The organism is Variovorax sp. MHTC-1 (genome assembly GCF_003984645.1).
Classification (GTDB): domain Bacteria; phylum Pseudomonadota; class Gammaproteobacteria; order Burkholderiales; family Burkholderiaceae_C; genus Variovorax.
The window spans coordinates 38,908-60,196 of record NZ_RWKI01000007.1; the positions used below are offsets into that span (position 1 = coordinate 38,908).

Genomic DNA, 21,289 nt, shown 5'->3' on the forward strand with positions numbered 1-21,289 from the left:
ATGACCATTCGCGTGGTCATCATGAGCGACGAGATCGGCTGGCACACGCGCCAGCTGCAAGCCGCGCTGCGCGCGCGCGGCGCGGTGGGCCGCTGCGTCGATCTCGCGGCCTGCCAGATCGATACCACTGCGGCTTGGCATGGCCTGGTCATACCCGGCTACGGGCGCGAGCTGCCCGACGCGGTCCTGGTCCGCGGCATTGCCGGCGGCAGCTTCGAGCAAGTCACCAAGCGCCTCGGCGTGCTGCACGCGCTGCGCGAACTGGGCGTGCCGGTCTACAACGACGCCCGCGCGATCGAGCGCTCGGTGGACAAGTCGATGACCAGCCTGCTGCTGCATGCCGCGCGCATTCCGGCACCTGCCACCTGGGCGACAGAATCCGCGGCCCAGGCCCGGCGCATCGCGATGCGCGAGACGGCAGCGGGCCATGCGCTGGTGCTCAAGCCCTTGTTCGGCTCGCAGGGCAAGGACCTGCAGCTGGTTGGCGAGGTCGACGGCGTGCACCATCCGATGCCCGACATCGACGCGCGCTACGCAGGCCTCGCTTATCTGCAGCGTTTCGTGCCGCCGGTGGCTGCGCCCGGCTTCGACTGGCGCGTGCTGGTGGTGGGCGGCCGCGCGCTGACCGCGATGCGGCGCGTGAGCACGCACTGGGTCCACAACGTGGCCCAGGGTGCGCGCTGCGAGCCAGCCGAACTGGAGCAGCCGCTTGCGCAACTCGCCGAACGCGCGGCGCTTGCGCTGGACATGGACTACGCGGGCGTGGACCTCATCGCCGCGGCGAGCGGGCCGCGCATCCAGGTGCTGGAAGTCAACGGCGTCGCTGCCTGGCAGGGGCTGCAGCGCGTGACCAGCTTCAACATCGCCCGCGCCATCGTGGACGACTTGCTCGACCGCAAGATGGCGCAGACGCGCCGTCGCCTGCAGGAGGGCATGCCTCCGGAGCGCCGCGCCTGATGAGCACGCAGCAGGCGGCGGTCGAACGCGCCCGGGCTTCATTCCTGCGGGCCTGCTGGCTCGACGTCGCGGTGCGCAAGCCGGGCAACGTCAGCCTCGTTTCTCCGGGGCACGGCATGCAGGCCTCGATGTTCATCGCCAGCGCGCAAGCCGCGGCAGGCGCGCTGTTCGAGCCTGGCACGAGCGTGGGCGCGCGCATCGAGGGCGCGGTGGCCGCGACCTGGGCGGTCGCCGGATGCAACACCAACCTCGGCATCTTGCTGCTGTGCGCCCCGATCGCGCTGGCCATGGAGCGCCACCCCGGCGCCACGACCCGCGCGGCCTTGCAGGCGGCCGTCGAGTCGGTGCTGGCCGCGCTCGACATCGACGATGCACGCGCGGCCTATCGCGCGATTGCGCGCGCACGCCCCGGTGGCCTGGGAAGCGCGCCGGCCGAGGATGTGCGCGACGTTCCGAGCGTCGACCTGCGCGCCGCGATGGCCCTGGCTGCCGAGCGCGATCTGATCGCGCGGCAGTACCGCGACGGCTTTGCGGATCTGTTCGCGCTGGCCTTCGAGGCGCGGGTCTGCGGGATGGCCTGCGGCGAAGCGCCGGGCGGCACCGAGGCGCTGCCCGATGCCGCCACTGTGGCTTCCGTCCAACGGCTGTACCTGGCTTGGCTGAGCGGCTTTGCCGATTCACACATTGTTCGAAATCACGGCGAGGGCGTGGCACAGACTGTCATGGCGGCGGCGCAGGCGTGGCGCGAACGGGAGCGTGCAGGCGTCGTGCTCGATGCCGACTCCGGCTTCGCCGAGTGGGACCTGTCGTTGAAGGCGCAACGCATCAACCCCGGGACCAGCGCCGATTTGACCGTGGCGGCGCTGCTGCTCGCGGGCTGGATCGGGCCGTGCGCAGCGCCCGCGCGCGAGGCGGCGAGCGGATGGCACGGATCGTGATACCCATGACATTGCGCTGGTCATCCTGGCCGGTGTCGTAACGACCGTATCACCTCTAGAGGAGACCCGAAACCATGGCAAAAATCGATCGACTGATGGTGGGCGAATCGCTCGTCGGCGAGGGCAATGAAGTCGCCCACATCGACCTGATCATCGGCCCGCGCGGCAGCGCTGCCGAGACGGCATTCGCGAACGCGCTGACCAACAACAAGGACGGCTTCACGTCGCTGCTCGCTGTGGTGGCGCCCAACCTGCTGACCAAGCCGCCGACGGTGATGTTCAACAAGGTGACCATCAAGGGCGCCAAGCAGGCGGTGCAGATGTTCGGGCCGGCGCAGCGCGCGGTGGCGCTGGCGGTGGCCGACAGCGTCGAGGACGGCACCATCCCCATGGCCGAGGCGGACAACCTGTTCCTGTGCGTGGGCGTGTTCATCCATTGGCTCGCCGACGACGACAAGAAGATCCAGGACTACAACTACCAGGCGACGCGCGAAGCGATCCAGCGCGCCGTTTCGGGCTCGCCCACGGCCGCCGAAGTAGTGGACAAGAAGGGCACGACCGCGCATCCGTTCGCAGCGCACCTGTAGTCATCTGTAGGCCGCAAGCACTAACGAGAAGAAGCCGGCGCGTGAATCGGGCCGGCTTCTTTTCCTTTGCCTCCGAGCGAGGCAGGGCGCGCTCAGCGCTTGGCGGGCACCATGCCGCTGGCGAGAAACTTCAACACCGTCGCGCCGTGGGCCGATCTACCAGTGCGGTGCGCCGGCGCGTGGCGCTCGATCTGGACGCCGACCGATTGCACGTCGTCGAACTTGCGTGGCTTCACGACCTTGACGCGGACCCAGCTGGCGCCGAACTCGTCGATGAGGATGTCGGCGATGGCCTCGGCGAAAGCCTCGAGCAGCTGCAGCCGGTGTTCGACGAGCAGCCTGTGCAGCCGCTCGCGCACGACGCTGTAGTCGATCGTGTCGCCGATGCGGTCGGTGTCGCACGCATGCGCGCGGGGCAGGCCTGCGTGGACGTCGATCAGGAGCGGCTGCGGACGATGCAGTTCGGACTCGTGGATGCCGATCACCGTTTCGCCGTTGAGGCCCTCGATGAAGATCAGGTCCATCGGTGCGTGCACGTCGGCGGTGTCGGAGACCTGGGAGACATCGGAAGGGTGGCCGATGGAAGGACGCAGGCTGGTGTTCAAGTGGTGTCTCCAGGTGAATTCGAATGTGTTTGAAAGTGTGTCCGCCGGCGAGCCGAACTCCCCATGCGGGATTCATCAACGCAAAATGCAGGCCAGTGAACGCAGCTGCTCCGGCACTGTCGCGGCTCGGTGTTTCACCGGGTGCGCAGCCTGCCGGCAGGCACAACAATGGGCCGACCAAGGAGACACGATGGAACGAGCCGGAGGACCCCAATGACACTGATGCCGCGGCAAGGTGATCGACACGCCGACCGTGTGCTCGATGTCGTGAGACGAGGTTTTCACGAGGAGGGCAACGATCTGGTCACGCGCTCGTGGAGCCGCTGCCTGAATCAGTACCAGCTCGACCCGGGGCGCGCGCGCGAACCGGTGGTGATCGAGTCTGCGGCCTTGCAAAGCCGGCGCAACCAGCATGCCGACGTGATCGAATGCGCGCGCTACGAGATGACCACGCTCTATCAGCAGCTCGCGGACCCGGAGTGCGCGGTGGTGCTGACCGACACCGATGGCGTGATCGTGCACATGGTGTCCTCGCCCGAGTTCGCCGCCGAGGTCGAGCCCATGGGCCTGCATGCCGGCGGCATGTGGGGCGAAGCCGAAGCCGGAACCAATGGCATGGGCACTTGCCTCGCGGCCGCGCATCCGATCTCCGTGCGGCGGGAAGAGCATTTCTTCAGCCAGTTCACTCAGCTCACCTGCTCGGCGGTGCCGGTGCTCGATCCGACCGGCGAGATCATCGGGGTGCTCGACGTCACCAGCCGCTCCAGCCTGATGCAGCAGCATGTGCTGGTCCTGCTGGGCATGACGGCGCGCATGATCGAGAACCGGCTCATCGACAAGCGCTTCTCGAATGCGCACCCGCTGCATTTCCACAGCCGCCCTGAATTCGTCTACACGCTGCACGAGGGCAAGCTCGCAGTCGGCGACGACGGACGCATCCTGGCAGCCAACCGCAGCGCCTTGTTCCAGCTCGGCCTGCAATCGATGGACGAGATCCGCACGCAGCGCATCGACGACCTGTTCCAGACCTCCCTCGAAGACATCCTGCAGCGCAGCCTGTCTTCGTCCTTCCACCCGGTCGTGGCCTACCGCGCGAAGGCTGCGCTGCGCTTCTTCGCGGTGGCGCGCCGGCCGGCGTCGGATGCCGGCACGCCCGCGCGTGCGCGTGTGGCGGGCACGGGCGTCGTGGCACTGGACGAGGCGCAGGGCGAAGGCTTTCGCGTGCCGTCCCGCGTGCCTGCCGGACGCGGCGCGCCGATCATCCGCACGTTCAAGGACGCGCGGCTCGTCGCCCACCTGGACACCGCGCAGCGCGTGGTCGCGCGCCGCACCCCGGTGCTGCTGTGCGGCGAGACCGGTTCCGGCAAGGAGGTCTTCGCACGTGCGATCCACGAGACCAGCCCGCATGCCGATGGCGCCTTCGTCGCCGTCAACTGCGCCAGCCTGCCCGAGACGCTGATCGAATCCGAGCTCTTCGGCTACAAGGCCGGCGCCTTCACCGGCGCGCAGCGCAGCGGACGGCGCGGCAAGATCCTGCAAGCCGATGGCGGCACGCTGTTCCTCGACGAGATCGCCGACATGCCGCTGGAGTTGCAGGCCCGCCTGCTGCGCGTGCTCGACGAGCGGCAGGTCACGCCGCTCGGCACCGAAGAAACCCATCCGGTGGACTTCCAGCTCGTGAGCGCAAGCCATCGCCATCTGCCGAGCCTGGTGCGCGAAGGCCGATTCCGCGAGGACCTCTACTACCGGCTCGCCGGCATCGAGCTGGACCTGCCGCCACTGCGCGACCGCAGCGACAAGCGCGAGCTGATCCAGGCCGTGCTGGCCGATGAAGGCGGCGGCGCGTGCAGGCTGGGCGAAGAGGCCGAGCGCCTGTTGATGGCCCATCCCTGGCCCGGCAACCTGCGGCAGCTGCGCCATGTGCTGCGCACCGCGGCCGCGCTGGCCGACGGCAAGACCATCACGAGGGAGCACTTGCCTTCGCTCGCGGCGCGGCAGGCGCCGTCGTCCCTGCACGCCCATGCGGCGCTGTCCGCTGCCGCGGAGGCCACGGGTGGCGAGGCGAACACGGCGTCCCCCGACGCGGCGCCCGCGGCCAAACTCAATCCGATCCAGGCCAACGAGCGGCAGGTACTGTTGCAGATGCTGGAGCAGCATCGTTGGAACGTGAGCAACGTCGCCAAGGCGCTCGATGTCAGCCGCAACACCTTGTACCGAAAACTCCACAAGCTCCACATCGAAATCTCCCCGCCGGACTGAGTCCGCGCATCCATCGGCCATGGCCAATGAGGAGCATTCCGATGCGGGCGCCTTCGACCCGCGCGGCACCGGCCTGGCTCTCGAAGCCGGCGAGCCGCAGCTGCCCGATGCTCCGCCGCGCTCGCGCCTGGCCTGGTGCATCACGGGCTCCGGCCATTTCCTCGAGGAGTCGCTGGCGCTCGCGGCGCGGCTGCCGGCGGTGGATCTGTTCCTCTCGGCCGCTGCCGAGGAAGTGCTGCCGATCTACAAGCTGCATATCGAGGCGCTGAAGCCGCGCTTTCGCGTGTTTCGCGACAAGACGGCCAGCGGCGTGCCGGTGGGCATGCTCTACGACGACATCTATCACACGGTCGTGGTCGCGCCGGCGACCAGCAACACGGTGGCCAAGTGCGCGTTCGGCATCAGCGACACGCTGCCCACCAACATGTTCGCCCAGGCCGGCAAGCTCGGCATCCCTGGCATCGTGTTTGCATGCGATACCGAACCGGTGGTGGTGACCAAGTCGCCGCACGACTGGGTGACGCTGCGCCCGCGGCGCATCGAACTGGACAACGTGGAGCGATTGCGCGGCATCGACTTCTGCCGGGTGGTCTCTTCACCGGCCGAACTCGAAGCTGTGCTCGATGCACGCCTGAAGGAACTCTCTCTCGCATGGAACACATCGTCTTCCTGACCGGGCGCCTCGCCCAAGCCAGCCTCACGCGGGTGCTGGCCGGCATCGAGGCGGCCCCGTTCACATGGGAAGTGCGAGAGATCGGTCTGCAGGTGGCCGCGCTCATGACGGCCGACTTGATACGCCGCCGCGTGGCGGCGCCCGTGTTGAGCGAAGGCGAAGGCGAAAAGCGGCGTGCCGATCGCATCATCGTGCCGGGCCGCTGCCGCGGCGATGTCGAGGCCTTGAGTCTTCACTATGGCGTTCCGGTGGAACGCGGTCCGCAGGAGCTGAAGGACTTGCCGCGCCACTTCAACCGGGCCGCGCAGCACATCGACCTCGACGAGTACCAGGTCGCGATCTTCGCCGAGATCGTCGATGCGCCGCGGCTGTCGGTGACGCAGATCATCGAGCGGGCGCAGCGGCTCGCCGCCGACGGCGCGAACGTCATCGACCTCGGCTGCCTGCCCGAGACGCGCTTCGATCATCTGGCCGAGAGCGTGCAGGCGCTGAAGGCCTCCGGCTTCCAGGTCAGCGTCGATTCGAGCGATTCCAAGGAACTGCTGCGCGGCGGCAAGGCCGGCGCCGACTATCTGCTGAGCCTCACGCTCGACAACCTGTGGATCGCCGACGAGGTCGCCGCGACGCCGGTGCTGATCCCGCGCGTTCCGGCCGACGAGGATTCGCTGTACGAAGCGGTGGCGCAGATGCAGCGCCGCGGGCGCGCCTTCCTGGCGGATTCGATCCTCGATCCGATACCGTTCGGCCTCACTGCCTCGATCGTGCGCTACCACCGGTTGCGCACGCGTTTTCCCGACGCGCCGATCATGCTCGGCGTCGGCAATCTCACCGAGCTCACCGAGGCCGATACGAGCGGCATCAACGCCGTGCTGTTCGGCATTGCCGCCGAACTGGATGTCGCCGCCGTGCTGACGACACAGGTCAGCCAGCATGCGCGCCGTGCGGTGTGCGAAGCCGACTGGGCGCGCCGCATCATGCATGCGGCGGCTCAGCACGGCACCCTGCCCAAGGGCATGAGCGATGCGCTGATGACGGTGCACGCCAAGCATCCCTTTCCCGATACGCCGGAAGAGATCGGCGAGATCGCGGCGCAGGTGCGCGACCCGAACTTCCGCGTGCAGATCTCGCCCCTCGGCCTGCACGTGTACAACCGCGACGGCCTGCGCCTGGGGCAGGGCGCCTTCGAGCTCTGGCCGCAGCTGAAGCTGCACGACGACGCCGACCATGCCTTCTACATGGGCGTCGAGCTGGCGCGAGCGGAGATCGCCTGGCAGCTGGGCAAGCGCTACGTGCAGGACCAGCCGCTGGACTGGGGTTGCGCCGCACCGCGCGCCGCCGAAGACCTGGCGCGCTGGTGTGCGCCTGGGACCACCATGAAGACGCCGACAAACAACGCGGCCGAGCCCGGGCCATGAGCACTCCGATGAACGACCAGATCTTCGAAGCCGTGGTGACCACCGTAGCGCCCGGCGGGCAGGCGCACGTGGCGCCGATGGGAATCCGCTACCAGGATGGCGGCATCGTGCTGATGCCGTTCAAGCCCTCCACCACGCACGACAACATCGTGGCCACCGGTCGTGCGGTGCTCAACATCGTGTGCGACACCCGCGTGTTCGCCGGCTGCGTGACCGGCCGCAAGGTCTGGCCCACGCATGCGGCCGAACGCATCGAAGGCGTGCGGCTGGCCTGTGCATTGCGCCACGTCGAACTGGAGCTGGTCGAACGGCGCGACGACGCGCAGCGGCCGGTGTTGCGCATGAGGGCCGTGTACGAAGCTACGCATGCACCCTTCGCCGGCTTCAACCGCGCCCAGGCCGCGGTCATCGAAGGGGCCGTGCTGGTCAGCCGCCTGCATATGCTGGCACCCGAGAAAGTAGAAACCGAGATGAGCTATCTGCAGATCGCGATCGACAAGACCGCGGGCCCCGAGGAGCGCGAAGCATGGCAGTGGCTGCGCGCCGCGGTCGCGCAGCACAAGGCCCGCGCGCAGGAGCGCACGTCATGACGCGCATGCTCGTGAGTGTCCGCAGCGTGCCGGAGGCCCTGCTCGCGGCCGGCGGCGGGGCCGACTTCATCGACCTGAAGGAGCCCGGCGAGGGCGCGCTCGGCGGCTTGCCGGTGGCGACGATCGCCGCCGTCGTGAGCGCCTTGCGCGCGCACGGCATCGCGCTGCCGGTGAGCGCGACCATCGGCGACCTGCCGATGCACGCGCTGCCTCGCATCCTGGCCCAGGTCGAGGCCGTCGGCGCCTGCGGCGTCGACTACGTCAAGGTCGGCATCGAGCGAGGGCCCGAGGCGTTCGCTGTGCTCGACGCGCTGGCTGACTGCGGCTGGCCCGTGGTGCCGGTCTTCATTGCCGACCGCGGCCTGGATGCGGCGCTGCTTGCGCATGCCTGCGGCCTCGCGTTTCCGGCGCTCATGGCCGACACCGCCGACAAGCACGCCGGCAGCCTGTTCGATGCGGTGCCGATGACGCAGCTGCGCCATTTTCTGGCACAGGTGCGCGCTTCGGGCCGGCTGGTCGGGCTGGCGGGCGCGCTGCGCACGATGCATGTTCCCTTGCTGCAGGCGCTGGCGCCCGATTTCGCGGGCTTTCGCAGTGCGGTTTGCGTCGGCGACCGCGAGACGGCGCTGTGCCCGCAGCGGCTGGCGGCGCTGGCCGTGCTGCTGCGCGGGCAGGCCGTCGAGCCTGCGCCTGCCTGACCATTCCTGCGCCGGCGCTCAGCGCGCAGCGTAGTTGGCTTCGCCCAGCAGCAGCGCCCGCATGGTGGTCACCTGGCTCTTGTGGAGCAGGGTGATCGGGAAGGCGGCGTCGTCGGAGAGTTCTGCGAACTGCGGGTCGACCACGCCGGTGTCGCCCAGCTCGGCCAGCGTCAGCGCCGGGTCGATGGCGCAGGACTTGACCATCACGAGCTGCTCGGCGTTGAGGTGCTTCGCCAGGTCCAGCGCGATGGTGTCGGAGGTGGCGTCCCAGCCGGTGCGTGCGTCCGGCTGGTCGCGCCTGAGCTCGAGGGGCAGCCACAGCGCGGTCTTTCCCTGGTGCAGCAGGTCGGGGATGTCGGTCCTGCGCGTGGCCAGCTGCAGTGCAGGATTCAGCGCGTGCAATTGGTAGGCGGTCTGCGCCATCGCCAGCACCGCCATGTTGTGGGCAGCCAGGTCATCGAATTGCCAGTGCGCCTGCACGCGACGCACTTCGTCGGCGAAGCTGCCGCCGCCGCAGACGATCGTGACGCGGCCGCCTCCGATCTGCGTGAGCAGGTCCAGCCACTGCAGCAGCACGGGGTCGGCACAGAGGCTGCCGCCGATCTTGACGACCCACATCAGTCGTGCTCCCGTTCGAACAGCGCCGCCACCGCGACGCTCGGGGCGCACACCTGCGCCCAGCCGGCAGTGCCCGCCGCCGCGTCGCGCGCCACCTTCGCGACATCGCTGCCATAGGCGGCGAGCCGACGCGGGGCTGCGTCGACCGCTGCCGCTGCGAGCTCGGGCGCCAGGAAGGCGCCGCAGCCCGCGCCGACGATCACGGCGCGATCGGAGAGCGCATGAGCAGCCAGCACGCGGCGCAATTGCGCGGCCAGGGCTTCGAGCTGCGCACTGCGCCAGGCCCGCGCCAGCTCCAGCCATTCGTCGGCGGTGGCATCGCGCTCGTCCAGTCCGACCATGCGCGCGAGGCGCCGGCGCGTCGCCGCCGGACTCTTGGCTGCGTTGTCGGCACTCGGGTGCAGGTCGTGCGCCGGATCGAGCTCGCCGCTGAGCCGGTAGACGTCGGCCGTGGTGGCGAAGAATTCGTTCATCACATGGCGCGCGTGGCCGCGCCATGTGATGCGCTGGGTCAGCGCGCACAAGGGTGTGCGCACCACGCCATGGTAGGCCAGCTCGCCGCTCACCAGGCGTTCGGCGTCGCTGCGGCTCGCGGTCAGCACGCGCGCATTGCCGAACGCGATCAGGTCGGTGGTCGTGCTGCCGATGTCGACCAGCACGCCCTCCGGCAGCGTGAGCGCGGCATGCCGCGCGGTCGCGAGCCAGTTGGCCGAGGCGACAAACGCCCATTGCCGGGCCACCTCCGCGGCGGCGCACCAGCCGGCATCGCCGGCAAAGAAATGCAGCGCGTCCGGCGGCACCGGCAGCGACGCGGCCAGCGTGGCGGCGATGCTTCGAACGCCGTCCTCGCGGTCGGGGAACAGATCGACCATCTCGCCCGTCATGGTCACGGCATGCTGCGCGGCCTCGAGCGCGGGCCAGCGCGTGCGCGCGGCTCGCAGTGCGCGCACCAGATGGTCCAGGCCCTGCCAGAGCGGGCATCCCCATTGCGCCACGTCGACGACCTCGCCGCGTTGCAGCAGGCAGGCCTTGACGTGTGCGCCGCCGATGTCCCACCCGATGGTGGTGCGTTCAGGCGTGGGCACGCGCAAGTTCCCGATCCTGGAGGTTGCCGTGCAGGCGGCTGGCGATCAGTTCGGCCGCCAGGTTGCGGCCCAGTGCCGCCGAGAGCCCGACATAGGCGCATGTGACGCGCGGATTGACCTCGATCACCACCGGCCCGCGCTGCGGATGCCAGACCAGGTCGATGCCGGCGAAGCCGTGCAGGCCCGGGATGGCGCGCGCCACCTGCGCAGCCAGCGCGGCCAGGGGCTGCGTGCGTGGATCGTCGCGGCCCAGCGCATCGACCGTCACGCCTTCGAAGCAAAGTCTGCCGTTCGCATCGATCGCGATGCGCTGGCGGTTGACGCTCAGCATCTCGGCATTCTGCGCCGTGCACAGCAGCGACAGGCTCAGGGCCTCGCCTTCGACCCAGGGCTCGAGCGTGACGGCCGCGCCGGCCTGCGCGCGCCGCGCCTGGTCCTCGAGTGAAGCCGTGCGGCTGGTGTGCACGTGGGTGGCGACGCCGCCGGCGCCGTCGTCGGGCTTGACCACCCAACGCTGGATCTCGGGCGCATGCTCGAAGGCCAGCGGTGTCGTCACGCCGTGCGCGGCCAGGTGTGCGAGCGTGGCCCGCTTGCCGGCTGCGAGTGCGATGGCCTCGGCGCTGCAGCCCAGCCAGCGCGCGTCGCCCACGATGCGCTGGAAGCTAGCCAGCAGGCCGTTCGTCTCGGGCGCGACCAGCCAGACCATGTCGTGCAGCGCACTCTGCCGCGCCACGAAGGCGAAGGCCGATTCGCCGGCGAGCGGACGCAGCGGCGCGGCGCGCGCGGGCAGGGTGTTCACGGGGACGCAGGTGGCCGCCGACACGGAACAATCGCGAACCCGCATCAGGTCGGCGACCATGGCATCGCGCATCGACAGCCCCAGCGGCAGCAGCTCGTCGGCCGCCGCCTCGTCGCCGTAGTCGGTCCAGCCTCCGCCGCTGAGATACTCGTAAACAAACACGCGTGTGGTCATTTCCATCCTCTTTCCGGGTGCTCACCCATGATCTCCGAACTGAACCTGATCCCCGTCATCGACCTGCTGCAGGGCCAGGTGGTGCGTGCCGTGCGCGGCGATCGGCAAGCGTACCGGCCGATCGTGTCGGCGCTGTGTGCCAGCAGCGATCCGGTGACGGTGGCGCGCATCCTGTGCGATCACTGTGCGGCGCGGCAGTTGTACGTGGCCGACCTCGATGCCCTGCAGGGCCGGGCCACGCAGATCGCGGTGCTGGTCGATCTGCTGCAGGCGCTGCCCGGGATCGAGCTCTGGCTGGACGCGGGCCTGGCGGATGCATCGGCCGGCCAGGCACTGCGCAGCCAGCTGGCGCCGTACGCCTCGCGCATCGTCTTCGTGTATGGCAGCGAATCCCTGCGTTCGCGCGAGGCGCTGGAGCGCTGCTTCGGCAACGGCGCCGGTGAAGACGAGGTCCGGGCCGCGCTGTCGCTGGACCGGCGCGACGGCCAGCGCCTCGACGCCGCCGGCTGCTGGGACGCGGTGGCGCTGTGGCCACAGCGGCTGATCGTGATGACGCTCGAGCGCGTCGGCTCCGGCGCCGGGCCGGACCTGGAGACCTTGCAGGAGGTGCGCCGCCTGGCGCCGGGCGCGATGCTGATCGGTGCGGGCGGCATCCGCAGCGAGGACGACCTGGCGCGCGCCGGCGCGGCGGGCGCCGATGCCTGGCTGGTGGCCAGCGCGCTGCACGACCTGCAGCTGCCGCGGACGCGGCGCTGAGCCGAGGATGCCGGTGGCAGGAGGGTTCGGGGGCATGCCATCAGCGCCCTGCACACACGAACCGTGCCATCCCGCCAACGGCTCGCGCGCCCCGCCATCGGCGCTTTCCGGCGCGCATTGACCGCCCGAAAGCGCAACACTCTGTCTCATAACGCGTGTGTCAGCCAGCCCGCCCCAGGCGCGGCCCGCCTGGCGAGCGAATGGCACGTGCTTTGCGTGGTTGCCTGTCCATGACTCCAGTCGACGCAACCGCGCAGCCCGGCCAAGCCCCGTGGACCTGTCCTTTCTGCCCCTTGTTGTGCGACAGCTTCGGCGTGGCGCTCGGGCCGCCCGGCACGCCGCCCAGGCTGACCGGCAGCGAGTGCCCGCGGGCGCGCACAGCGCTGGCCGCATTCGATGGCGCGGCCGCAACCGAGCGCCCGCGGGTCGACGGCCGCGACTGCGATCTCGATACCGCGCTCGCTGCCGCCGCCTCGTTGCTCGCGGCCAGCCGCCAGCCCCTGTTCGGCGGCCTCGGCACCGATGTCGCGGGCGCCCGGGCGCTCTATGCGCTGGCCTGCGAAACCGGCGCCATCTGCGACCCGGCCCGCGGAGCGGCGCTGATGCACGGCCTGCGCGCGCTTCAGGATCGCGGCGGCTTCTCGACCACGCTGGCCGAAGTGCGGACGCGGGCCGACCTCATCGTCTGCATGACCGCGGAACCCGCGCCGCGCTATCCGGAATTCTTCCGCCGCTGCGGCGTCGGCGAGCCGGAGGGCGCGCGCACCGAGATCCTGCCGCTGCACGGCGACCTGTTCGATACCGTGGCGCTGCTCGCGGCGCTCGTTGCCGGCCGTCTCGCTGCGGACGATGCGCGCGTGCCGGCCGACCTCGCCGCGCTGTCGGAGCGCCTGCATGCGGCCCGCTATGCGGTGCTGGTGTACGAGCCCGGGCGCCTGCCGGCGCAGGGCGCGCTGATCGTCGAGGGCATCCAGCGCATCGTCGCCACGCTCAACCGCAGCACGCGCGCGGCCTCGCTGGCGCTGGGCGGCGACGACGGCGCGGCGACCGTGAACCAGGTGTTCGCCTGGCTGTCCGGGCTTCCTCTGCGCTCGCGTGCCGGGCCTGAAGGCCTGGAGCACGAGCCGCTGTGCTTCGATGCAGAGCGCCTGCTGGCCGACGGCGCGGTGGACCTGCTGCTGTGGGTGTCGAGCTTCGGCCCGCAGCCCGCACCGCCGCCTGTGGACCTGCCGCGCATCGTGCTGGGCCATCCGCGGATGCGGCTGTCGCAGGAAGCGCAGGTGTTCATTCCCGTCTCCACGCCGGGCATCGGGTCCGGCGGCCATCTTTTTCGCACCGACGGCTCGGTCCTGCTGCCGCTGCGGCCGCTGTACGACGACGGTCTGCCCGGCGTGGGCGAGGTCGTGAACCGCCTGACGCAGGCGGTGCGCGCATCGGGGCAGGGGCTTGCGCAATGACGACCCTTTGCCTGCGCGGCGGCCGCATCATCGATCCGGCGAACGGATGCGACGAGGTGCGCGATCTCCATGTGCGCGACGGCCGCATCGTGGAGGCGCCGCCGCACGGCGCCGCGAGCGAGGACATCGATGCGAGCGGCTGCATCGTGATGGCCGGCGGCATCGACATGCACACCCACATCGGCGGCGGCAAGGTCAACCTCGCGCGCATGCTGATGCCGGAGGACCATCGGTCGAACGCGAACCCGCTTGCGCTGCCCGACAACGCACTCGAGCTGGCCTCCTGCGGCACCTGCACCCCCGGCACGCTGGCCACCGGCTACCGCTATGTCGAGATGGGCTACACGGCCGCCTTCGAGCCGGCCATGATGGCCTGCAATGCGCGCCATACGCACATGGAGATGGGCGACACGCCGATCCTCGACCATGGCGCCTACGTGATGCTCGGCAACGACGAGCTGTTCCTGCGCATGCTGGCCGAGCGCTGGGATTTCGAGCGCATCCGCGACTACGCGGGCTGGACCCTCAACGCCAGCAAGGCGATGGGCGTGAAGGTGGTGAACCCGGGCGGCATCTCGGCCTTCAAGTTCAACCAGCGCAAGCTCGACGTCGACGAGAACCATGTGCACTGGCAGATCACGCCCAGGCAGGTGGTGCATACGCTGGCGCGCGCGCTGCGCGAGCTCGGGGTGCCGCATCCGCTGCACATTCACGGCAGCAATCTCGGCGTGGCCGGCAACATCCAGTCCACGCTGGACACCATCGCAGCGCTCGACGGCCTGCCCGGCCACCTGACGCACATCCAGTTCCATGCCTACGGCACCGAGGGGCCGAAGAAGTTCTCCTCGGCCGCCCTGCAGCTCGCCGAGGCGGTCAACGCGCACAAGAACGTCAGCATCGATGTCGGCCAGATCATGTTCGGGCAGACCGTGACGGCGTCGGGCGACACCATGCGCCAGCATGCGCAGTCGGGCCTGGCCGATCCGCGCAAATGGGTCGGCGCCGACATCGAATGCGAGGCCGGCTGCGGCGTGGTGCCGTTCCGCTACCGCGAGCAGAGCTACGTGAATGCGCTGCAGTGGGTCATCGGCCTGGAGATCTTCCTGCTGGTGGACGACCCGTGGCGCGTGGTGCTGACCACCGACCATCCCAACGGCGGTCCGTTCACCAGCTATCCGCACCTGATCCGCCTGCTGATGGACCGCAGCTTTCGCGAGGAGCAACTGGCCAAGCTGCATCCCGAGGTGGCTGCCAATGCGGCGCTGCGCTCGATCACGCGCGAGCTGTCGCTCTACGAGATCGCGATCATGACGCGCGCCGGTCCCGCGCGGCTGCTGGGCCTGCGCGACCGCGGCCACCTGGGCGCGGGCGCGGCCGCCGACATCGCGGTGTACCGGGAGGACGGCAACCCCGAGGCCATGTTCGCGACGCCCGCGTATGTGTTCAAGGATGGCGTCCTGGTCTCGCGCGCCGGACGCGTGACGGCGGTGCCGGTGGGCGGCACGCACTTCGTCGCGCCGGAGTACGACCGCGGCATCGAGCAGCGGCTGCGCCGGCACCTGGCCGCGCAGGGATCGGTCAACTTCGACCACCTCGCGATCGGCCACGACGAGCTGTGCCAGTGCTGCCGCGGCGGGCGCCTGCTGCCGGCGGCCTGTTTCCAGGAGGCATCGTGAAGCGCAACGGCGTCGTCATCGACGACACCTTCGCGGAAGCGTTTCCGATGAAGGCCACGCGCATCATCGTCACCGCGCACAACATCGCCTGGGCGCGCCACGCGGCGGTGTCGGCCACCGGCTTCGCGACCTCGGTGATCGCTTGCGGCTGCGAGGCCGGCATCGAGCGCGAGCTCGGCGCCGCGGAAACGCCCGACGGCCGGCCCGGCGTGAGCGTGCTGATGTTCTCGATGTCGGGCAAGGAACTCGCCAAGCAGCTGGAGCGCCGCGTCGGCCAGTGCGTGCTGACCTGTCCGACCACCGCCGTATTCGCCGGCCTGGCGCCGGGTGCAGCGGGCAGCAGCGATGCCGCCGCGCTCGGCAAGAACCTGCGCTTCTTCGGCGACGGCTGGCAAATTTCCAAGATGATCGACGGCGTGCGCTACTGGCGCGTGCCGGTGATGGACGGCGAGTTCGTGGCGCAGGAAGACACGCCGGTGGTCAAGGGCGTGGGCGGCGGCAACCTGCTGTTCCTGGCGCGCGACACCGATGCGGCGCTGGCCGTGTCCGAGGCGGCGGTGGCGGCGATGAAGCAGCTGCCCAACGTCGTCATGCCTTTTCCCGGCGGCGTGGTGCGTTCGGGCTCGAAGGTCGGCAGCCGCTATGCGAACTTGAGCGCCTCGACCAACGATGCCTTCTGCCCCAGCCTCGTCGGCCTGGTGGCGCACAGCGAGCTCGCGCGCGGCGGCACGCCGGCGGAGGAGATCGGCTGCGTGATGGAGATCGTGATCGACGGCCTGACGGAGGCCGACGTGGGCGCGGCCATGCGCGTGGGCATGGAGGCGGCGGTGGCGATCGGCCGCGCCGGCGGGCTGCTGCGCATCTCGGCCGGCAACTACGGCGGCAAGCTGGGGCCTTATCACTTCCACCTGCACCGGCTGCTCGCGGGGGGAGACGTGCCATGAGACATCCGGTGTCGATCCTGGACTTGCTCCCTCCCCCTCCGGGGGAGGGTTGGGGTGGGGGCACTGGGCCTTTGGATCGTTGCTGTTCTCTGCTGAGGCCGGAGCCGGGAGTTCGCCCCGGCGGGCGAGTCACTTTCTTTGTCTCGCCAAAGAAAGTAACCAAAGAAAGGCGACCCCACTGTCTGCGACCCCGCAGCTGCGCTGCGGGGCAACCTGCGGTGCTCGGTTCGCCGGCCTGCCGCAGAACTCGCTGCGTTCACTTCGCTCACTGCGCTCAAACAGCTGCGGCAAGTCAGTCCACGAAGCACGCCTGTCCTTCGGCAGGCGTGCGGCCGGCGCCCCTGCGCTCCTCGGCGCAGCCAGAGGGGAGTGGGTCGGGCCTTCGCTTCGCTCGGCCGCCAACGGCCACGCTGCGCGTGGCCTGGTCTCTTCGTTCTTTGAGCCGACGCAGCGGCGTGCGCGCAGGTCGAGTGCCGTCGCTCACCCTTGCACCCCACAAATACGCGCCATGGCGCGTTGGAGTTCGATCCCCTCTGTGCGTGCCGAGGAGCGCAGTGGCGCCGGCCGCACGCCTGCCGAAGGACAGGCGTGCTTCGTGGTCTGACTTGCCGCAGCTGTTTGAGCGCAGTGAACGAAGTGAACGCAGCGAGTTCTGCGGCAGGCCGGCGACGCGAGCACCGCAGGTTGCCCGGAGCGCAGCGGAGGGACACGCGCAGTGGGGTCGCCTTTCTTTGCCTACTTTCTTTGGCGAGACAAAGAAAGTAGGTCGCCCGCCGGGGCGAATTCCCGGCTCCGGACTCAAGATCAAGCGCAACGTACAGATCAAAGGCCCAAGGGCCCCCACCCCAACCCTCCCCCGGAGGGGGAGGGAGCCATACCGCCTTGGGGAGGCGACCCGATGACCGGCTGGCACCTCAGTCTGCGGCAGGCGCCTGCGCTGCGGATCAACCTGCGCGGCATCACGCCCGCTGCGCTCGCAGGCCTGTCGCTCGAGCAGATCGAGCGGCTGCCCGTCGGCCATGGCAACACGAGGCTGGCGCTGGCGGAGCTGTTCGACATCGGGCCGGGCGAGGAAGGCGTGCTGCACCTCGAAGGCAATCTCGAACGCTTCGACCGCATCGGCTGGCAGATGGACGGCGGGCGCATTCGCATCGCAGGCCATGCCGGCCACTATGCCGGCGGCTGCATGCGCGCAGGCGAGCTGCACATCGAGGGGCGCGCAGGCTTGCTGGCCGCCTGCGAAATGGCCGGAGGCAGGCTGACCGTCGAAGGCGATGTCGGCGACTTCGCCGCCAGCACCTTGCCCGGCAGCATGGACGGCATGCGCGGCGGCACCTTCGTCGTCCGCGGCAATGCGGGCGAGCGCTTCGGCGACCGCATGCGCCGGGGAACCGCGCTGGTCCATGGCGACGCGGGGGCTTTCCTCGGCTCGCGCATGGTCGCGGGCACGATCGCGGTGGGCGGCCGCGTCGGCGTCCACGCAGGCCATGGCATGCGCCGCGGCAGCGTGGTGTTCGCGGGGCCCGGCGCGGCCCTGCCGACGGGCGTCGAGACGATGCCGACCTTTGTGGCGAACCGCGCCGCGACCCCCGTGTTCTGGGCCTTGCTGGCGCGCGACCTGGCGCGCCATGGCGGCGCTTTCGGCGAACTGCCGGCGCGCCGCATCGAGCGCTATCTGGGCGATCTCGCAGCCGATGGCAAGGGCGAGCTCATCTTCATGCACCCCTGACTCCTGGAGACCCTGTGGCACATCCCTATCTCTTCCACGCCGGCGAGGCCACCGTGCTCGCCAGGGAAGGCCAGTTCACCGATGCCATGCCCGAGATCCTGATCGGCCTCACCGACGGGCCGGTAGGCATCGCCTTCGCCGGCATGATGGCGCAGAGCAAGGGCCATACCGCGATGTTCGCGATCCGGGCCTGCAACCAGCTTGTGCGGCCGGCCACCATCATGGTGCCGAAGGTCACGCTCAAGGACACGGCCAACATCGAGCTCTTCGGCGGCGTGGTGCAGAGCGCAACGGCCGACGCGGTGGTCGATTGCCTGATCGAGGGCATCATCCCCAAGGAGCTGGCCAACGAGCTGTGCATCATCAGCCTGGTGTGGATCGATCCGCGATGCGCTAGGGACGACAATCTCGACAAGAAAGACATGTACCGCACCAACTACGAGGCGACGAAGCTCGCGATCCGGCGCGCGTTGAACAACGAGCCCACGGTGGACGAACTGATCGCCAACCGCCACCGGATCAAGCACGACATGAACGACTGGAGTTGAATGCCTAGCTTCGCGCTGCTCGACGACTGCGCCTCGACGCGCGAGCGGCCGATCAGCCGGCTCTACACCGGCTTCGTCCGCGCGCACCGCTGCACCGACCCGGCGGGTCTCGACACCGCGTGGGACCAGGTCGATGCCGATCTGCGGCAAGGCCTGCATGCGGTGCTTCTGGCCGACTACGAATGGGGTGCCAAGCTGCTGCATGCCTGCCAGGCGCGGCTCGCAGCGGACGATGCGTCCGCGCTGCGGGTGCTGATGTTTCGCCACTGCGCGAAGCTTTCGGCGGACGAGGTCGGCAGTTGGCTCGCGCAGCGCGAACAGAGCGAGTCGTCTGCGTCGTGCGAGGGCGGCGAGCCGCAGGCCGCCGGCGCGATGGACCTCGTCTCCAGCATCGACGAGGCCGCCTTCACCGATGCCATCGCGCGCATCCACGCCGCCATCGGCGCGGGCGAGACCTACCAGGTCAACTTCACCTACCGAATGCAGGGCAGAAGCTACGGTTCGCCCGTCAGCCTGTACCGGCGGCTGCGCGCGCGCCAGCCGGTGGCCTACGGCGCGCTGATCGCGTTGCCGCAGAGCGGGCAGGGCGGCGCGGGCGATGCCACGCACGTGCTCTCCTGCTCGCCCGAACTCTTCCTGCGCCATGACGCCGGCGTGCTGACGGCGCGTCCAATGAAAGGCACGGCCGCGCGTGCCGGCGCGCCCGAGGGCGACAGCGAGATGGCACGCCTGCTTGCGGCGGACCCCAAGAACCGCGCCGAGAACGTGATGATCGTCGACCTGCTGCGCAACGACATCGGCCGCGTGGCGCGCATCGGCTCGGTGACGGTGCCGGATCTCTTCGCCGTCGAGCCCTACGCGACGGTGTTCCAGATGACCTCGACCGTTCAGGCGAGGCTGCGTGCCGAGGTCGGCATGCCCGAGCTGCTGCGCGCGGTCTTTCCCTGCGGGTCCATCACCGGCGCGCCCAAGCACCGCACGATGGAATGGATCGCCGCACTGGAGAACACGCCGCGCGGGCTCTACTGCGGCGCCATCGGCTGGATCGATGCGCCGCCGCCAGGCGCACGCGTCGGCGACTTCTGCCTCTCGGTGGCCATCCGCACGCTCACGCTCGGCGCCGAGGCGGGCGGGCTGCGGCCGCTGCGATTGGGCATCGGCGCCGGCATCGTGCAGGACAGCCGCGCCGCCGACGAGTTCGAAGAGTGCCGGTTGAAGGCCCGCTTTCTCACCGGGCTCGACCCCGGCTTCGAGCTGTTCGAGACCATGCATGCCACCCGGGAAAGCATCCGGCACCTGGAGCGGCACCTGGCGCGGCTGGCGCGCAGCGCCCGCGCGTTGGGCTTCGTCTTCGACCGCGACGCAGCGCTCGCGGCCTTGCGCGACGCGCTGCCGGCCCTCGCGCCGGGCCAGCCCTCGCGCCTGCGCCTGGCGCTGGCGCATGACGGGCGGCTTCGTCTCACGCACGCGCCGCTGGCGCCCCTGGCCGGCGGCGCAGTGAAGCTGCTGATCGCCGGCGAGCGCTTGCCCGATGCGAATCCCTTGGCCGCGTACAAGACCACCTTGCGCCAGCATTACGACGCCGGCGTGCGTGCCGCAGAAAGCGCGGGCGCCTTCGACACCCTGTTCTTCACGGCCGACGGCCGGCTGGCCGAAGGCGGACGCAGCACGCTGTTCGCGCGCATCGATGGACGCTGGTGGACGCCGCCGGTCGCCGACGGCGCGCTGCCCGGCGTGATGCGCGAGGTGCTGCTCGAAGATCCCGCGTGGCAGGCCGCCGAACGCACGCTGCGCCGGGAGGACCTGCAGGCGGCGCAGGCGCTCGTGGTGTGCAACGCACTGCGTGGCGCGCTGCCGGCGCAGCTCCAGGCTCAGGTGCACGAGGCTTCGGTGGCGTGATGCGCGTTTCGATCCAGGCCCCGCCATGAAGCTGGCGCTCTTCGATCTCGACCACACCCTGATCCCGTTCGACAGCGGCATGGCCTGGACGCGCTTCCTGGTCGCGCGCGGCGTCCTGCCGGCCGATGCGGAGTCGGTCTACCTGGGCTATTGCCGGCAGTACGTGGCCGGCACGCTGGACATCCGCGAGCTGCACCAGGTCAGCGTCGCGCCGCTGGCGCGCTTCGGTCTCGCCGTGCTGCGGCAATGGGCGGCCGAGTTCGAGGCCGAGATGGCGCCGCAGCTGCCGCAGGCGATGCGCGCGCTGGTGCGCGAGCACCAGGACGAGGGCCACCTCTGCGCCATCGTGACCGCCACCACTTGGCTCATCGCAGATCCCTTCGGCCGGCTGTTCGGCGTTGCCGACGTGCTGGCGACGCAGTCGCTGGTCGTCGACGATGCGCTCGACGGGGCGATCGACGGCGATCCGTGCTTCGGCGCCCACAAGCTGATGCATGTGAAGCGCTTTCTGGCAACGCGAGGCTTGTCGTTCGAGGCGCTCGAGCGATCGTGGTTCTATTCCGACTCCATCAGCGACCTGCCGCTGCTGGGCGCGGTCTCGGACCCGGTGGCGGTGTGTCCGGACGAGCGGCTGCGCGCCCTGGCGCTGCATTCCGGCTGGCCGATTCTCGAACGCGCCTGACGGACGATGTCGAGATGCCTTCGTCAGCGCACGAAGCAGATCGGCGCCACGTCGGCGCTTTTGCAAGTAGTGTTGCTAGCCAGCCTCGCGAAGTCGCACTGTGTTCGTTAGCGTACAGACGGTGCATCCGAAACCTATACTAATTGCGTCGTCGTAGTGGCATCCTCTTCGTGATCCCCGGCGCCCGAATGGTGTGGAGT

20 protein-coding genes are annotated in these 21,289 nt (G+C 69.8%); 16 read left to right on the forward strand and 4 right to left on the reverse strand.

The genetic code is table 11. The features are described 5' to 3' along the window. From EJI01_RS13815 to fae (EJI01_RS13825), 3 genes are all read left to right on the forward strand, one after another. Positions 1 to 957, forward strand: coding sequence for a RimK family alpha-L-glutamate ligase (locus tag EJI01_RS13815; protein ID WP_126837729.1), 957 nt, complete (start codon positions 1 to 3; stop codon positions 955 to 957). Beyond that, complete coding sequence (locus EJI01_RS13820) at positions 957 to 1,895, forward strand: triphosphoribosyl-dephospho-CoA synthase (RefSeq protein WP_409513949.1); 939 nt, start codon at positions 957 to 959, stop codon at positions 1,893 to 1,895. Before EJI01_RS13815 ends, EJI01_RS13820 begins: the two co-directional genes overlap by 1 nt. 74 nt (positions 1,896 to 1,969) lie before the next feature. Beyond that, the gene (gene fae, locus EJI01_RS13825; RefSeq protein ID WP_126837730.1) at positions 1,970 to 2,482 is read left to right on the forward strand and encodes a formaldehyde-activating enzyme; all 513 of its coding nucleotides are present in this window, start codon (positions 1,970 to 1,972) and stop codon (positions 2,480 to 2,482) included. A gap of 92 nt (positions 2,483 to 2,574) precedes the next feature. Here fae (EJI01_RS13825) and EJI01_RS13830 read toward each other — a convergent pair whose 3' ends face one another. Next, on the reverse strand, positions 2,575 to 3,087 hold the full coding sequence (locus EJI01_RS13830; protein WP_260602451.1) for a dihydroneopterin aldolase: 513 nt from the start codon (positions 3,085 to 3,087) through the stop codon (positions 2,575 to 2,577). Positions 3,088 to 3,300: 213 nt separating this feature from the next. Between EJI01_RS13830 and EJI01_RS13835 the strand changes: the two genes are divergently transcribed. The 5 genes from EJI01_RS13835 to EJI01_RS13855 are packed head-to-tail and all read left to right on the forward strand — an operon-like array spanning position 3,301 to position 8,722. Next, positions 3,301 to 5,346, forward strand: a complete 2,046-nt coding sequence (locus EJI01_RS13835) for a sigma-54-dependent Fis family transcriptional regulator (RefSeq protein ID WP_126837731.1) — start codon at positions 3,301 to 3,303, stop codon at positions 5,344 to 5,346. A 19-nt stretch (positions 5,347 to 5,365) separates the two neighbouring features. Further along, the gene (locus EJI01_RS13840) at positions 5,366 to 6,019 is read left to right on the forward strand and encodes a flavoprotein (protein ID WP_126837732.1); all 654 of its coding nucleotides are present in this window, start codon (positions 5,366 to 5,368) and stop codon (positions 6,017 to 6,019) included. Beyond that, the gene (locus tag EJI01_RS13845) at positions 5,998 to 7,434 is read left to right on the forward strand and encodes a DUF6513 domain-containing protein (protein WP_126837733.1); all 1,437 of its coding nucleotides are present in this window, start codon (positions 5,998 to 6,000) and stop codon (positions 7,432 to 7,434) included. The genes EJI01_RS13840 and EJI01_RS13845 overlap by 22 nt, the downstream gene beginning before the upstream one ends. A gap of 8 nt (positions 7,435 to 7,442) precedes the next feature. Continuing rightward, entirely contained in the window at positions 7,443 to 8,024 is a 582-nt protein-coding gene (locus EJI01_RS13850) for a DUF447 domain-containing protein (RefSeq protein ID WP_126837734.1), read from the forward strand. Then, positions 8,021 to 8,722 carry a (5-formylfuran-3-yl)methyl phosphate synthase gene (locus EJI01_RS13855; RefSeq protein ID WP_185878917.1) on the forward strand — a complete coding sequence of 234 codons (702 nt, stop codon included), beginning with the start codon at positions 8,021 to 8,023 and terminating at the stop codon, positions 8,720 to 8,722. The genes EJI01_RS13850 and EJI01_RS13855 overlap by 4 nt, the downstream gene beginning before the upstream one ends. Positions 8,723 to 8,740: 18 nt before the next feature. On the opposite strand, the gene EJI01_RS13860 is transcribed toward EJI01_RS13855, so the two are convergent. The 3 genes from EJI01_RS13860 to EJI01_RS13870 are packed head-to-tail and all read right to left on the reverse strand — an operon-like array spanning position 8,741 to position 11,398. Continuing rightward, complete coding sequence (locus EJI01_RS13860; protein ID WP_126837736.1) at positions 8,741 to 9,340, reverse strand: aspartate kinase; 600 nt, start codon at positions 9,338 to 9,340, stop codon at positions 8,741 to 8,743. Beyond that, on the reverse strand, positions 9,340 to 10,425 hold the full coding sequence (locus EJI01_RS13865) for a hydantoinase/oxoprolinase family protein (protein WP_260602452.1): 1,086 nt from the start codon (positions 10,423 to 10,425) through the stop codon (positions 9,340 to 9,342). Before EJI01_RS13865 ends, EJI01_RS13860 begins: the two co-directional genes overlap by 1 nt. After that, positions 10,412 to 11,398 carry an ATP-grasp domain-containing protein gene (locus tag EJI01_RS13870; RefSeq protein WP_126837738.1) on the reverse strand — a complete coding sequence of 329 codons (987 nt, stop codon included), beginning with the start codon at positions 11,396 to 11,398 and terminating at the stop codon, positions 10,412 to 10,414. The genes EJI01_RS13865 and EJI01_RS13870 overlap by 14 nt, the downstream gene beginning before the upstream one ends. A gap of 27 nt (positions 11,399 to 11,425) precedes the next feature. Here EJI01_RS13870 and EJI01_RS13875 point away from each other — a divergent pair, with 27 nt between their 5' ends. The 8 genes from EJI01_RS13875 (at position 11,426) to EJI01_RS13910 (ending at position 21,089) form a co-directional block, all read left to right on the forward strand. Then, the gene (locus EJI01_RS13875) at positions 11,426 to 12,154 is read left to right on the forward strand and encodes a HisA/HisF-related TIM barrel protein (RefSeq protein ID WP_126837739.1); all 729 of its coding nucleotides are present in this window, start codon (positions 11,426 to 11,428) and stop codon (positions 12,152 to 12,154) included. Between the two features lie 230 nt (positions 12,155 to 12,384). Next, on the forward strand, positions 12,385 to 13,611 hold the full coding sequence (locus EJI01_RS13880; protein WP_126837740.1) for a formylmethanofuran dehydrogenase: 1,227 nt from the start codon (positions 12,385 to 12,387) through the stop codon (positions 13,609 to 13,611). Further along, entirely contained in the window at positions 13,608 to 15,287 is a 1,680-nt protein-coding gene (locus EJI01_RS13885) for a formylmethanofuran dehydrogenase subunit A (RefSeq protein ID WP_126837741.1), read from the forward strand. Before EJI01_RS13880 ends, EJI01_RS13885 begins: the two co-directional genes overlap by 4 nt. Next, positions 15,284 to 16,231 carry a formylmethanofuran--tetrahydromethanopterin N-formyltransferase gene (gene fhcD / locus EJI01_RS13890; protein ID WP_185878918.1) on the forward strand — a complete coding sequence of 316 codons (948 nt, stop codon included), beginning with the start codon at positions 15,284 to 15,286 and terminating at the stop codon, positions 16,229 to 16,231. Before EJI01_RS13885 ends, fhcD begins: the two co-directional genes overlap by 4 nt. A gap of 898 nt (positions 16,232 to 17,129) precedes the next feature. Then, positions 17,130 to 17,960, forward strand: coding sequence for a formylmethanofuran dehydrogenase subunit C (locus EJI01_RS13895; protein ID WP_126837742.1), 831 nt, complete (start codon positions 17,130 to 17,132; stop codon positions 17,958 to 17,960). A gap of 14 nt (positions 17,961 to 17,974) precedes the next feature. Then, complete coding sequence (fae, locus tag EJI01_RS13900) at positions 17,975 to 18,508, forward strand: formaldehyde-activating enzyme (RefSeq protein WP_126837743.1); 534 nt, start codon at positions 17,975 to 17,977, stop codon at positions 18,506 to 18,508. Next, complete coding sequence (locus EJI01_RS13905; protein ID WP_126837744.1) at positions 18,509 to 20,407, forward strand: chorismate-binding protein; 1,899 nt, start codon at positions 18,509 to 18,511, stop codon at positions 20,405 to 20,407. A 25-nt stretch (positions 20,408 to 20,432) separates the two neighbouring features. Further along, positions 20,433 to 21,089 carry an HAD family hydrolase gene (locus EJI01_RS13910; RefSeq protein WP_126837745.1) on the forward strand — a complete coding sequence of 219 codons (657 nt, stop codon included), beginning with the start codon at positions 20,433 to 20,435 and terminating at the stop codon, positions 21,087 to 21,089. The last annotated feature ends 200 nt before the right edge of the window (positions 21,090 to 21,289 follow it).

What these genes read in the sequence shown, in the direction of transcription:
- EJI01_RS13855 (WP_185878917.1), top strand. Translation starts at nt 8,021, where the DNA reads ATGACGCGCATGCTCGTGAGTGTCCGCAGCGTGCCGGAGGCCCTGCTC.
- EJI01_RS13875 (WP_126837739.1), top strand. Translation starts at nt 11,426, where the DNA reads ATGATCTCCGAACTGAACCTGATCCCCGTCATCGACCTGCTGCAGGGC.
- EJI01_RS13910 (WP_126837745.1), top strand. Translation starts at nt 20,433, where the DNA reads ATGAAGCTGGCGCTCTTCGATCTCGACCACACCCTGATCCCGTTCGAC.
- EJI01_RS13820 (WP_409513949.1), top strand. Translation starts at nt 957, where the DNA reads ATGAGCACGCAGCAGGCGGCGGTCGAACGCGCCCGGGCTTCATTCCTG.
- EJI01_RS13870 (WP_126837738.1), bottom strand. Translation starts at nt 11,398, where the DNA reads ATGACCACACGCGTGTTTGTTTACGAGTATCTCAGCGGCGGAGGCTGG.
- EJI01_RS13860 (WP_126837736.1), bottom strand. Translation starts at nt 9,340, where the DNA reads ATGTGGGTCGTCAAGATCGGCGGCAGCCTCTGTGCCGACCCCGTGCTG.
- EJI01_RS13895 (WP_126837742.1), top strand. Translation starts at nt 17,130, where the DNA reads ATGACCGGCTGGCACCTCAGTCTGCGGCAGGCGCCTGCGCTGCGGATC.
- EJI01_RS13880 (WP_126837740.1), top strand. Translation starts at nt 12,385, where the DNA reads ATGACTCCAGTCGACGCAACCGCGCAGCCCGGCCAAGCCCCGTGGACC.
- fae (WP_126837730.1), top strand. Translation starts at nt 1,970, where the DNA reads ATGGCAAAAATCGATCGACTGATGGTGGGCGAATCGCTCGTCGGCGAG.
- EJI01_RS13905 (WP_126837744.1), top strand. Translation starts at nt 18,509, where the DNA reads ATGCCTAGCTTCGCGCTGCTCGACGACTGCGCCTCGACGCGCGAGCGG.
- EJI01_RS13885 (WP_126837741.1), top strand. Translation starts at nt 13,608, where the DNA reads ATGACGACCCTTTGCCTGCGCGGCGGCCGCATCATCGATCCGGCGAAC.
- EJI01_RS13845 (WP_126837733.1), top strand. Translation starts at nt 5,998, where the DNA reads ATGGAACACATCGTCTTCCTGACCGGGCGCCTCGCCCAAGCCAGCCTC.
- EJI01_RS13835 (WP_126837731.1), top strand. Translation starts at nt 3,301, where the DNA reads ATGACACTGATGCCGCGGCAAGGTGATCGACACGCCGACCGTGTGCTC.
- EJI01_RS13850 (WP_126837734.1), top strand. Translation starts at nt 7,443, where the DNA reads ATGAACGACCAGATCTTCGAAGCCGTGGTGACCACCGTAGCGCCCGGC.
- EJI01_RS13815 (WP_126837729.1), top strand. Translation starts at nt 1, where the DNA reads ATGACCATTCGCGTGGTCATCATGAGCGACGAGATCGGCTGGCACACG.
- EJI01_RS13840 (WP_126837732.1), top strand. Translation starts at nt 5,366, where the DNA reads ATGGCCAATGAGGAGCATTCCGATGCGGGCGCCTTCGACCCGCGCGGC.